8 protein-coding genes and 1 tRNA gene are annotated in these 13,167 nt (G+C 58.5%); 2 read left to right on the plus strand and 7 right to left on the minus strand.

The genetic code is table 11. The annotated features are described in order from the left end of the window. Position 1: 1 nt before the first annotated feature. From PZH32_RS00725 to PZH32_RS00740, 4 genes are all read right to left on the minus strand, one after another. Positions 2–1,996: a hypothetical protein gene (locus tag PZH32_RS00725; protein WP_275205720.1), complete on the minus strand. Its 1,995-nt coding sequence runs from the start codon at positions 1,994–1,996 to the stop codon at positions 2–4. Continuing rightward, a complete protein-coding gene (locus PZH32_RS00730; protein WP_275205721.1) occupies positions 1,989–4,499 on the minus strand; it encodes a leucine-rich repeat protein in 2,511 nt (836 codons plus the stop codon). The genes PZH32_RS00725 and PZH32_RS00730 overlap by 8 nt, the downstream gene beginning before the upstream one ends. A 183-nt stretch (positions 4,500–4,682) precedes the next feature. Then, entirely contained in the window at positions 4,683–7,016 is a 2,334-nt protein-coding gene (locus PZH32_RS00735; RefSeq protein WP_275205722.1) for an S-layer homology domain-containing protein, read from the minus strand. A 782-nt stretch (positions 7,017–7,798) separates the two neighbouring features. Next, positions 7,799–7,876, minus strand: a tRNA-Met gene (locus PZH32_RS00740). 487 nt (positions 7,877–8,363) lie between these two features. Here PZH32_RS00740 and PZH32_RS00745 point away from each other — a divergent pair. Together PZH32_RS00745 and PZH32_RS00750 are read left to right on the plus strand one after the other, a co-directional pair. Then, on the plus strand, positions 8,364–9,065 hold the full coding sequence (locus PZH32_RS00745; RefSeq protein WP_275205723.1) for a hypothetical protein: 702 nt from the start codon (positions 8,364–8,366) through the stop codon (positions 9,063–9,065). A 168-nt stretch (positions 9,066–9,233) separates the two neighbouring features. After that, positions 9,234–10,847 (plus strand): fibronectin type III domain-containing protein, encoded by a 1,614-nt coding sequence (locus PZH32_RS00750; RefSeq protein WP_275205724.1) that lies wholly within the window; start codon positions 9,234–9,236, stop codon positions 10,845–10,847. 144 nt (positions 10,848–10,991) lie between these two features. On the opposite strand, the gene PZH32_RS00755 is transcribed toward PZH32_RS00750, so the two are convergent. From PZH32_RS00755 to PZH32_RS00765, 3 genes are all read right to left on the minus strand, one after another. Then, entirely contained in the window at positions 10,992–11,714 is a 723-nt protein-coding gene (locus PZH32_RS00755; RefSeq protein WP_275205725.1) for a ferric reductase-like transmembrane domain-containing protein, read from the minus strand. Then, positions 11,711–12,385 carry a TorD/DmsD family molecular chaperone gene (locus PZH32_RS00760; protein ID WP_275205726.1) on the minus strand — a complete coding sequence of 225 codons (675 nt, stop codon included), beginning with the start codon at positions 12,383–12,385 and terminating at the stop codon, positions 11,711–11,713. The genes PZH32_RS00755 and PZH32_RS00760 overlap by 4 nt, the downstream gene beginning before the upstream one ends. Positions 12,386–12,492: 107 nt before the next feature. Next, positions 12,493–13,155, minus strand: coding sequence for a 4Fe-4S dicluster domain-containing protein (locus PZH32_RS00765; protein WP_275205727.1), 663 nt, complete (start codon positions 13,153–13,155; stop codon positions 12,493–12,495). Positions 13,156–13,167 lie beyond the last annotated feature (12 nt).

Raw genomic sequence — 13,167 nt, forward strand, 5'->3', positions numbered from 1 at the left:
GCTAGTCCTCCTTGCCCGAGAGCATGGCCTTGAGATCGCTCTCCGTCAGCTCGTACTCGTAAAAAGCGCGGTAGAACGCCGTGGCCTCGCTCTTGAACGAGGTATAGTCGCTGTCCTCGCTGTCGTAGAAGTCGTTGACCCAGAATGCCAGCAGGAAGGATTCGGCCGAGCCGTCGAGCCAGTCGCAGTACAGGCCGTTGCCTACAGCGCGAATGCCATAGGGCTCCTCGTATTCGGCGCAGATAGAACTGCGGTTAGGCACCGACCAGGCGGGCAGATTGCCAATCCACGCCTCGATGAGCCACTGCGACGGCGTGACATAGCCCACACCGGAAATAAGGCCGGCGGTGCGCCAGTCGTAGGCCGCGTACAGTCCCTCCTGGGCCGCCGTGGCGCGGGTACGGGCATCCGTCATTTTCTTTGCAATGTCCTGGTTCGCGCACAGCACGTAGCGGAACGTGGGGGCGCCGAGCACCGACACCACGTCGCTCTCGTCGGCCACGTCGGAGAAGCTGGCAGGGGCGCGCACCAGACAGGCCGCATCGCCCGAGCTCTTCAGCGCACTGAAGGGCTTCTTGACGCCGGTGAAGTTATCCGCCGCCGCACTCAGCTGGCCCAGATTGAACTGCCAGATCGGATACGTTTTATCCTGGGTACGGGCGCTGGAGATATCGGGGAACTGGGCAGCGTTGTTGTTGACGCCGCCGGCGCTCAGATAGTAGTTCGCCGGCGACCAGCCATAGCCGGCATGAGCCAGCGCCAGACCCTTGGAAGTCCACAGCGGACTGCCGCCCGCCTGGGCGTGATAGGTGGCCGAGGCGTCCCAGTCGGTCACCAGCACGGTCCAGTTGTCAGCCGTCAGGTTAACCGGAGCGCCACTGTCGCTGTAGTCCACGCCGTTATAGGAGGTCAATCCCCCATTGGAAGCAATAAGGGCATCCATGTCCGAGCCGACGAACTGCTCGGTGTACATATCGGCGCGCACTTGGGCGTCGTAGCCGGCGTCGGTTACCAGCAGGCTGTTGCCCAGCCACGTTGCCAGCAGCGAAATTGACTTCTGCGAGTTCAGCTTCGGCGCGGGCTCGACGGACGTGCCCTGGGCATTGAGCTTTGCAATCTGCTTTTCGGTCAGCAGGTCGACCCCTTCGGGCACCAGCACCAAATCGGGCTCGCTGGCTACCAGGGCATCGAAGTTAACGGTGTAGCTGTCTTCATCGGCGTCGTACTCCCAGGCACTGGCCACCTTCGCGATGTTCCACGGCTTGCCCTTGAAGATGCGCTTCGTGGCAGAGTCGTCCAGGAAGTCATCGTCGGCCGCGCACAGCACACCCGGACCGCCAATAACCTGAATCAAGTTGGCGTATTCCCCTACCGTAGCCACGCGGTGGACGTCGGTCAGGGGCTCCAACAGGCCGCCGGAGGCGTTGAACACCTGCTCGCCGCGGTCACTCGGCTTGTGGGTCGATTCACTCGACTCCACGTCACCGGCATCGCCCTCGGCCTCGCCTTCACCCTCGTCGTCGTCCTCCTCGCCGCCATCGGAAACGCCCTCGGCGGCGCCTTCGCCATAGCCCGACACCTCGGTGGGGTTCTGGTCGTCGGGGCGCTCCTCGGGCTGGTCTTCCTGCTCTTCGGGCTCCTCTTTCATCGAGAAGAGGGGCGCCGTGCGGTCAAGTGGCGACTCAGGGTCGTAGAACACCTGCTCCACGGGCGTATCGGTGTTGGCCGGCGTGCTGAAAATAGGGACGATCTCCTCGATGGTCTCCACGCCGTCGATGTCCTGCTCCGTGTAGACGGGAATGGCGGAATCGTGAATGATCTCCGCCTCCGGATTGGGGACGTAGTTCTTCTGGTCGGTGTCGTAATCGATGATGCTGGCGCTCTGGTCGTAGCGAACCTCAATAAGCTCGTTGCTGAAACGACAGCCCATCAGGCCCGACGTCAAGGCACCCATCAGCACTGCTGCACACAGGCAGCGCAGAAAACGCCTACTCATGGGCCGCGCCCTCGGCGATGGCCTCGGCGCCCACGTTCTTGAAGCGCTCGAAGTCATGGGCGCTCAGCGCGCTCTCGGCGCCCACCACCCAGGCCTTGGAAAACTCGAAACGGCGCTCGGCGGCCAGGCGATAGGATTGGTCGAGGCCGGCCGTGCCTACCACCAGCAGCGGTGCCTGGTTGCGGCCTGCCAGCACGCTGGCCGCAATCAGGGAAGCGGTGTCATTCTCGCCCGCTACGGTAAAGCCTTCCATGGTGCAGTCGTCCGTCGGAAGGAAGTGATCGGCCAGCTGACGGCTGGTTTCCTCTTGAGAGTTTCCAGAAATACGCGTCACCGTAAGGCCGTCCAGAGCCAGTTCCAGCGCATGGGAGACATCGGCCTTGGAGCCCACCAGCACCACGTCCTGGAAGCCCCCCTGGTAGATTTCTTTCAAGGTGGCGTAGCTAATGCTCCCGTCGGACTCGGTGTAGAGCACCGGGGCCCCCAGCCCATAGGCGTAGGCGCCCACCATGGCCACCTGGGCGGCATTCTTACTAGAAACGACAAAGCAGGTCTTGGGCCACTTCACGCCCAGCACCGCGCCGGCGCCCACCGAACGCACCTTGCAGGCCGCCTCGACGGCATCCTTGCCGCTGACGCGATAGACGTTCTGCACGCCCAGGATGCCTCGAAGCTGCGTGTCGACCGACGTGGAGATCTTTCCACCCGCATCGACGACGACAATCTGGCGCGCTCCCACGCGCTTGATATCAAACGTGGTCTGCTCGCACAACTGCGACGACCCCGTAAAAAGCAGGGGGGCGTTCAGCGCACCGGCCAGGGAAAGCGCGGTCAGGGCCGTTTGAGTATTGTCCTGAGCCACCACAACGGCGTATTCAGAACGCACGTTGTCGGGGTTGGTCTGGTCGGCGGTGGCGTAGCTGAACGCCCGAAACGCGATATTGTTGACCGTTTTCATCAGATCGGGCGACGACGAAGCGGACAAGCGCTTCCACGTGGCCTCGTGCTTGGAGACGGTAAGCACGCCAGCGGGCGTGGTACCGCGGTACGCGCCGTTGCCGCGCGCCTCGACCCGGTAGGAGCCGGCCGAGGAAATCTGATCCGGCGAAACTTGGTTGCCGGCTGCATCGGTGACAACAAGGTCGTAGTCGCTCGGGTCCACCACCGAACCCGCCGCATCCACAACCTGAACTTCAAGATCAATAGGCTTACCCAGGAACACGAACTCCTGCACGGCATCCTTGAACACCACATCGCCGTTGGCAAGATCCTTCGCATCGCACGGGTAAGCCGTAATGGTATTGGAAAGGCCCGCGTCAGAACGCAAGTCGCCGCTGAATGCCCAGCCCTTCCCCGGCTGATAGTTCTCAGAATCGTGAATGTGCGCACTGCCGACGCCCGCGCGAATGTCGCGCATGGTGGTTCCGGCGGGCACCATCACGTAGCCATCGGCCTTGCCGCCTGCCTCGGCGGCGGCCTGATTGCCATAGAAGTACACCGTGAACCAATCGACCGCATCCTTGGCGAAGGTTTGCAGGCCGTGGTTGCCCGTATAGGCCACCGAGTAAAGACGCTGGCCGTAGTAGTAGATGTTCTTGGCGCCCGTGCAGTAGGCGAACTCGGTGCCCGTCGTCACGCCCACGGGCTCTTTGTCCATATCGCCGCGGAACGTGATGTCCGCCAAGGCCGTGTCGTTGCTAAAGGCATAATAGCCCAAGGGGCACTTGGTGGAGGTGAGCGGAGGAATGTCAATGGACTTCAGCGCGGTGCACTCGCGAAATGCGTAGTCCCCGATGGAATCCAGGGTCTTTCCGGAGATAACGCACTCCTCCAAGGCATAGCAGCCGTCGAACAGATACGCGGGAATGGCCTTCAGATTCGCCGGAAGCGTGATGGTCTTGAGCGCCGTTGTCGTATCGCCGTCAGCGGTATTGCGATCCTCGTTAGTGCGACCGAAGGCAAAGACGCCCTTGCCCAGCTCGGTCAAGCGACTGTTTTTGCCAAAGGTGACCGAGGCCAGCTTGTTATCGCAGAAGAAGGCGAAGGCATCAATGAGCTCTACGCTATCGGGGATGGCAACGGCCCGCAGCTGACGGCAGAACTTGAAGGCGCGCTTGCCGATGGTAGCTAGGCCCTCCGGCAGCGTCACGCTCTCGATGGCCGTGTTGCAAAAGGCGTTCTCGCCAATGGCGGTCACCTGGTACTCGACGCCCGACCAGCGAACCGATCGCGGAATCTCGACGGCCTTCGTGTTTTTGTCGATCAGGGCACTGCCATCCGAACCCGTGCCGACCGCCACCTTGCCGCCCTCCAAAACAGTGAAGTTGAGGCCGCTCGCGCTGTCGGCAAAGGTTCCGTTCTGCTCGGCAAGAGTCACCAGGGACGTCGTCTCGGCAGAAACGCCGCTCTCAGCCGCCTCCCCCACCGCGTAAGCGGAGAAAGGAAGGAGCGAAAGCCCCAGCGTTGCCGCCAGTGAAATACGAAGCATTTTGAAACTGTTCATGTTCCCCATCGATTCGTCCCCCTGGAGTGCCCTCTCGTCTACTGCTGGCGCCCTCGGCGCTTGCTGCCATGCCAAGACTTCGGCACCTTCAGAGGCACGGCGTCCTGACACAAGCTATGGGCGCCGGCCATCCGGCACCCATAGCCCTTCATTGCTTCAAGAATTTCCGCTTCAATCCTTGAGCTACTTCAAATGGTCAACCGACTGCACGATGATCTTGGCCATCTGGACGCGGAGCACCGGGCTATTCGGCTGCAGCTCCTTGCCCGCAGCGCCGTTGTCAACGCCGGAGAGAATCTCGTTGGCAGCGGTCCAGGTCAGAGCGTTCTGAGCCCAATCCGGCACCTTGTGCTTATCGGTGGTGGCGTTGAACGCATCAGAGCTGGAGGCCGTCGGGCTGCCTGCGGCGCGGTGCACCATGTTGGCCAGCTCGGCACGGGAGATGGCCTTGCCGATGCCGAAGGTGCCGTCACCATAGCCCGTGGCGATATTGTTGTCCTTGGCCCACTTCACGGCCTTGGTGTACCACTGACCAGCCTTGACGTCCTTATAGCCGCCCGTGTCGGTGCCAGGAGCCTCGCCGGCCTCCGGGTTAGCCATGGCGCGATACAGAACGGTCACGGCCATTTCGCGAGTCAGGGTGTCATAGGGACCGAACTTGCCAGAGTCGGAGTAGCCGGTCATCAGCCCAGCGTTCACGGCACGGGTGATCATGTCGATCTCCCAATCGGCGTTCTTGTTGGTCACGTCGGAGAAGAGACCCACGGCGGAAGCCAGGTAGTTGCCGTTCTGGTAGCGCGGGTTGCGCAGGTTGCCGCTACCATCCTTGATGCCGGTGAGGTTGAGGTGCTTGGCATCGATGCTGCTCTGGTTGGCGGCGTAGTACTTCATGCCCTCCACCAGCTTGCTCTTGATGGCAGCGAACTTCGAGGCGTAGCCGCCGGCAGGGGCCGCCAGGGTGTCGCCGCTGCGCAGCGACAGCTTCGAGCAGTTGATGGCCACGGTGTCGTCCAGGTACTGATCCTTCACGTGGGAAACCGTGCTGTAGTAGTAAGCCATCATCTCGGAAGCGGGAGCCACCTCGGGGTAGATGAAGCCGATGAAAGCAGGCATGTAGCAGATACGGTCGGAGTTCCAACCGCCCAGACCCAGGTCAGTGGGGGTGTTGATGAAGGCCACGGGACGATCCTTCTCGGCCACGCCGGCCACGTCGAAGGCGGCAGACAGGTCAGCCTGGGAAACCTTCGCGCCGCCGCCCATGGCAGCACCCTGGCTGCACATCAGCACGTCGGCCTTGGCCAGGTCGGCGATCGGCACGTTCACATAACCAAACACCGGCGGCATCTCATCGCCATTCCACACAAAGCCCTTGGCCCACTCGGCATCGCCGCGCTTGTCCAGCTTGTCCACCAGGTTGGTGGTGATGTCCTGCAGGTCGATGGCGGGATGGAAGTAGTTGGTGGCGTAACCCATCTTCTCATCGCCGATGAAGGCAGTGGGGTCGACGATGGTCAGCTGAGCCGTCTGCTCAGCCGCGTCGATGCTGTTCACGTAAGCAACGGTCTTCTTCTGAATGGTGCCCTGTTCAATACCCTTCAGCACGTAGTAGCGGGAACCGTAGGAAAGCTCCTCGATGTCGGCAGCAATCTCCGTGGGGTCGCCGTAGCGCGTCACGAAGGTGGGATCGGAAGCCATAACATCCTCGGCAGCCGCAGCCAGCAGGTACAGCGTCTGCATGTTGCCGTTCATGGAGCCGGCAGCAATGTAGGCACCGTCAGCAGCCTTGGCATGCTGGGTGATGATGATGGGATCGTAAGACTCGTCGCCCGCCTGGTAGTTCTCCAGGCCAATGCCGTTCTCGGCATCCTTATCGGCACCGGCCACGTGAGCCTTGCCCGTTGCGTTGATCTTGTCCACCATCTCGGCGTAACCAGCATAGGCGTTCTGGCCGCCGGCGATGATCTGAGGACGATAGTAGAAGGAGGCGGAAACGCCGGAGTCCTCATAAAGGGACAGGTTGGCGGAAGCCATGCCGCGCTCGGACGGCACCAGCGCCACCTCGTGGCCCGGAGCCTTGTCGGCGTTCGGCGTGATGCCCAGCGACGGCTTGAGCTCCTTCAGCCACACGTTGGCCCAGTAGGGGTCAAGGTTCTGGTTGGCCGGCGAGGCATAGGTGCCGTACAGGCCGTTGGCGGCAATCTGGTCGAGGATGTTGTCGCTCGCTCCGCCCGAAGAACCAGACGACGGGTTCACCACCGTGGTGTTGGTTAGGCCCAGGTAGCTGGACAACGGCGTGTAGTAGCCATAGATGGCCGACAGAACCTGCTGGGACTTGATGGAGCCATCATTGTTGAGCGTATAGCTCATGTACGGCTTATCGCTGTCCGGGGTCGGCCACTGCACGACCGTGTCGGCGTTGGCCAGACCCACCGGCATGGCCACGGCAACCGCCGTGGCCAGGCTCAGACCAGCCATGGCGCAGGCCGACGTAACGCGCTTGAACTGAGGTTTGATCATGAATTCCCTTCCTCCTGGTTTCTACTGATGAAAGACAAGATCACACATATCGCAAGGCTCTTTGCGATTTTCAGTAGTGTAGCGCGATTATTCTTGATTAAGAATATACTTATTTTTGAATAAGTATCAAATGGAACTATTTCCGAAAAAAGTCACTTTAATTAGTTTCCTGCTTGTTGCAGAAGCGATGATCTCCAGACACAATGAAACGGCCGATATTGTATTGTAATAGTCGCAATTACATCATTTGATCGGGGGATCCATGAGCGCGAGCTTCGTGCGAGAGTCGCGGGCATCGGCAGAGCCCGGCCCTCCACAGCGCCTCCATAGTCTACGGAAGCTGGAGCAAGAAGCTGGCAGTAAAGGTTAAGTAGCTTGTGGGTTTATTTCAACGTGCGCGCTTAAATCGCGGGTAGGGGACGTTGCGCAAAAAGGACCCTACGTTACCTGGCCGTGGTAAAGTAGGGTCACTATACTGGAGCTAGCCTACTCGTTGTCAGACCGCAATTCGGATTGAGGTGCGCTTTGTACCAGAATCCCATCAAGCCTCGGCCGCCGCCTACGGGCTTCAACGTTTACAATTTAATATATTCCTTTATCGGAAATTTCGGCCTATTGAAAGGGTTGTTTTTGCCGAGAATCGGTTAGGCGACGAGTAACGGCTAAGCGGTGAATGTCGACGGAAGCTGTTAGAGAGTGAGGCAAATTAGCGGATCCGCCCACTTTGGAAGGGAAAAGAAAAAAGGCCAGCACACCTATATTCGTGCTGACCTGATGTTTCATGGTCGCGGGGGCCGGATTTGAACCGACGACCTTCGGGTTATGAGCCCGACGAGCTGACCAGACTGCTCCACCCCGCAATGGGTTGCCTCAAAGGGCAAGGAAATATATTACGCCGTTAAGCGCATATTGCAAGGAAAGAGCAGATCGATCTAAACCAGTTTCACAGTTTCTCCTCATTTCCAAACATTTCTGCACCCAATTCGACCGCATCTTCATCTACGGGAATATTAACTGCCCTCAGAGTATTGAAACGATTCAAGGCGGGGCGACTCAAATTTACCAATTCGCACACTTCCCGCACACTTGCGAAAACAGCCGCACACTTGCGAAAACAGCCGCACACTTTGCCAAGGAAGGCGCGCAATTAAGCAACTTGTTCCCGCAAGCTTGAAGATCACCGCAAGACGCCGAAAGTCATTTTGAGAAACTTTAGCGCACCAGGCACCAAGAAAAAGTAATCAGCCATTCCTCCCAATCTACCTGTCTTAACACGCCGTTAATTGCTCATCTTTAGATGATAGACTGACGAATCAGAAGTGTATTGCGGAGAAGAAGGAGAAGGCCATGACGCAAATCTGGAAAAGGGGAATCGCACTGCTCGTTGCTGCGGTGCTCGCACTCTGTCTGCTCGGTGCTATTCCCGGCACTGCCCCGGAGGCGCAGGCAGCCAGCGCGTCCCACATGAAATCGCTGAACTTGAAGTGGGATCTGAAGAAGAACAAAGCAGTCGCGTTCAAAACCTCATGGCCGGGTGCAGGATTCCAGAGCATGGCGGCGACCATCAAAAATTACAAGGTCACTAAAGCCAGCAAAAAGGGCTACAAGAAACTAACGCTTACCGTCGTTTTTAACAACAAGTTCAATCCTTCCTCAAAGCAGCTTAAAGCTATGAGCAACACCGTTGGCGATTGGAACCTTACGTGGGGAACAGCATGGCTCACGGCAGTGGACTACACGACAGGCAAATGCCTCGAAGCCAAGAACAAACATGGTGTTACCGTCAAATTTGGGAACTGGAAGATTGAGGGCGGTAAGAAGTTCAAGAACATAGAAAACGGAACTATTCAGGTATACAAAAAGGCGACCTGCAAGGTGACCATCACATATCCCGCCAACTACAAGGGACTTTGCATCGGTATTGGAGGGGACAACGACCACTACGGGTCCTATGTGGAAGACAACTACAATGACTCCGACTTCATTCCGAAGGACAAAGAAGGTCTTTTCTGGACTGGAAAGGCGCCCTTTGGCAAAACAAGCCTATAGACTGGAAGCTTAAGTATCGCAGCGATCTGGGTAAATCTCAGTTCTACACTAAGAGCAAGACCAATTCCCACTGGATGCGGGTAAAGTAAATCCCAACGCAAAATACTCTCTTGAACACCATTGGCCCTCTCCGATTCTTAGGAAGAAGAGAGGGTCTTTCGAACCAATATGAGAAAGACGGCTTTCGTGAGGCTTCTCAAAAACCTTGTTTCTTGTTCGCTGGCGGCGGCGCTCGCCCTAACCCTTACCCCGGCGGCGGCATGGGCGGCGGACAAATACGACAACGCAGGCCGAGCCACTGCGAACTCCGAAGAGATTTACCCTCTCGAAGAAACCGCCTCGTTGCCCAACGTAACCACCCATACCCAGGCTGAGATCATTGCCTGGGTGAAGGCTCATCCCTTCGACACCGAGAAAGATCGCGGCTACGCCGTAAAGCCTAAGCTGAAGGCACCTTACGCCGCTGGCAAACCGTCGAAGACAAATCTGCAGGAGGGCCTGAACGCCCTTAACGCCATGCGCTACATTGCCGGCCTCGATGCAAATGTGACCTTCGATGAAACCTACAACGAGTTGGCACAAGCAGCCGCTTTGGTAAACTGCATCAACGGCAAGCTCTCCCATTATCCCTCTCAGCCCAAGGGCATGGATGTAGCGCTGTACGAAAGGGGCTGCAAGGGCGCATCTTCAAGCAATCTTTACTCAATGCGCGCTAATATCGCCAGCGCCAATGTTGGCTATATGGATGACTCCGACCCTACCAATATTAGCCGCGTTGGCCATCGTCGTTGGATCCTCAATCCAACCATGGGGAAAACGGGAGTGGGCTACGTTGAGGGCTTCAGCGCAACCTGTGCGCACGACAGGTCCAACAGCGATGCCACTCAATCGAATGTTGTGTGGCCAGCACAGAATATGCCTCTTGAGTATTTCAAGGGGACGGTGTTGAACGAATCGTCGAACTTCAGCTCTTTGCCAGCATGGTCGGTATCGACGGGCGAAGTGCTCGACGCCTCTGAAGTGAAGGTAACACTAACGCGCAAATCAGATGGCCGGACATGGACGTTCTCCAAAGCAAAGGCCGATGGCGACTTTTATGTCGACAACACCAGCTACGGCCAGCGTGGCTGCGTTATATTCCGTCCCAAAAATCTAGCTGACATAGAGCCTGGCGACCGTTTCCGCGTGCAAGTGGTGGGCATCCCCCAAGAGCTTGATTACACCGTGAACTTTTTCGAAATCTGGCCCTCTATCTGGCGTGCCAAGATCACCGTAGCACCCGCCGCCTACACGGGAAAAGCCATCAAGCCCAAAGTAACGGTCAAGCTCAACGGAAAGACGCTACGTCAGGGAACCGATTACAAAGTCGACGCCGCAAGCAAACCTATCATCGGCATGAACGACATTACCGTCGTCGGCATTGGGAAGTACACCGGGGAAAAGGATGCCATCTTCCGCGTTAGACCCAGCAAACTCTCTTTGTCTAAAGTGACGGCAGCCAAGAAGTCCTTTACGGCAAAATGGAAGAGCACGGTAGCTGACCAGGAGTGGGAGGTCAGCGGTTACCAGGTGCGCTATTCTACTAGCTCAAGCATGAAAAATGCCAAAGTGAAGACTATCAGGAACTGCTATAAGACTTCGCTCAAAGTGTCTGGGCTGAAAAAAGGCAAAAAGTATTACGTGCAGGTGCGCGCCTATATTTCCGAATACGACTACGAAAAGGGCAAGGCCGCGAATCTCTACTCCGATTGGTCCAAGGCTAAATCCGTGAAAGTAAAGTAGCCTCCTCACCCCGATTCAGGCGGGTACCTCCGCAACAATTTGACCCTCTCCAATTCGCTGGAAGAAGAGAGGGTTCTTTTCTGTCCTCAAGGCCCAAAGCCTCAATGGCCAGGTTCGACTCTTGCTGTAGGCGCGCTCACGGTATCAACTTAGGCACAACTCTTCGTCCAGAGCCAGCTCTGCGGCTTTCTCGTTCTTTGCAACCCGTCGATCGGCCACGGCGCGAACCGTGCGGCCCACAGCATAGCCACCGAATACCACCGTGTACACCGCTACGCTTGCCTGAGCTGCCGCGCCGCCCTGCAGAGCCGCTGGAGCCAGCATGAGCATAAGATGCACGTACACCAGCCCGAAGAATGGATAGGCCCATTTTTGCACCCGGCGCCACTGGGTTTTGCTCATGCGCTTCTTTACCCCGTTGAACGATGTGACGCCCAGGACCAGCAGCAGCACCAAAAGCAGCAGGGCCACTCCCAATGATAGCGCCACAGCCGGTCGCGCAATGCCCGAGGCCAGCCGCGTCACGTAGGACCCCAAATACAGGGCCACATGACCCAGGGCAAGCAGCCAGGCAAGGATGGAAAGCTCGGCCCGTACGGGTCGCAGCTGCTGGGACACCCAGCCGTCCTTGCGGAACACGCCGATGTACATCACCACTACAAACAGAGCCGTGGCCAGCGTGCACTTGTGAATAAGCAGGTACAGTCCATCGTGCACCAAGCCCGGCATGCGCGTGGTGGCATCGACAATAAATAGAACGTCCAGCACAATGGCTGCCGCATAGAACGCCCAGGGCGCCACCTTCAGCGGCTTCTTGCACACTAAGGCGAAGACGATTGAACCAACCAGCACTAGCAGAAAGCTCATGGGAGCACCTCCAGCAACTTCAGACCCACTTCAGCAAAGGCCGCATAGGGCGTGTCGGCCCCCTTTTCTTTCGTCTGCTCCATGAACGGACGAAGCCACGAGGCGCCGTGCTCGACATCGAAGCGGGCGAGGCTCTCTTCCCACCGAGCGGCCTCATCTTCGGCCTCGCGCGTCAGCGCGTCGGCCCAACGAGCCGCCAGATAGGACAGAAACTCAAACTCCTCGAAAACCGAGTCGCACGGCTCTGTGCGGTCGTTCTTCGCCCTTACGCCGGCCTCGCGCATCTGGCGCTCTACGTCGATAGTCACCGAGGTGCGGAAGAGCGAGGGCTTGCCGGGCAAACCGCGCTCGACGTGCCGAAACGCCGTCTCGTAGGGGAAAATGAGAGCCTTGCCCCCTGGCGCCAGGTACAGCTTGGTATAAGTGCGCCGCAAAACGCCAAACAGCTCGGCAACGTCGACATCGCACCATGAGCGAAGCGCCAAAGCCGCCTCCCCCGCCGTCTCCTCAGCCACACCCGCATCGATCAAGCAGCCTTCAGCGTCCTGAGCCACAGCACCGGTCACAAGGCCCTCGGCAAACACCTCATTTGGGTAGGCGAACAGACAGGAGAGCAACTCGCAGGCATCGGCTATGCCCACGGCGCGCAGAATAGTTTCTTGGTTTTTCATGATGTCCTTTCGCGCAGGGACGACAGAGAAAGAGCCCCGCAAGCGACGGGCGGCCCCACGCTTGTTCGTCGGGCCGCCCGTATTGTTCGTAAGGCTATGCCAATCGGCTACAACAAGTAGTAGACGTTCGGATTCGTGCCAGCGCCCTCGCACAGGTGCACGTACTCGCGACCCTCGATGGCCTGGGACACATCCGACTCCGGGTCGTCCAGATCGCCCCAGAAGCGGGCACGAGCCAGGCAAAGCTGCATGCAAGCCGGCACCTCGCCGCGATCGATCAGGTTCTTGCAGAAGGTGCACTTCTCGACCGTGCCGGCGTTGTGCGGCGGCGCATCGAACTCGCCCACCTCCACGTCAAGGTAGTACTCTGGCGATTTAATGAGGGTACGCACCTCGTCGTAGGGGCAAGCCTTGATGCAGCTTTCGCAGCCGATGCACAGCTCGCTGTCCACCGACACGATGCCGGTATCCGGGTCCTTCGAAGTTGCACCGGTGGGACAGGCCTCCTCGCAGGCCGGGTTTTCGCAGTGCTGGCACTGCACCGGCAGGTACAGCAGAGTGCAATCGGGGAAGGTACCGCCCGCGTTGTCATTGGCCACAGCGCCCTTCACCACCGCGGTGCCGAAGGTGTCCCAGTCGTAGTCGGTCTTGGTGTACACCACGTTGTAGACCACATCCTTGGGGTTGTTGTTGGCAATCTTGCACGCTGCAGCGCATGCCTGGCAGCCAACGCAGCGATGAAGATCGATAGCCATTCCGTAACGAGTCATCTATCTCATCCT

Origin of the sequence: Adlercreutzia equolifaciens (genome assembly GCF_029076695.1) — a bacterium.
Classification (GTDB): Bacteria; Actinomycetota; Coriobacteriia; order Coriobacteriales; family Eggerthellaceae; genus Adlercreutzia; species Adlercreutzia equolifaciens_A.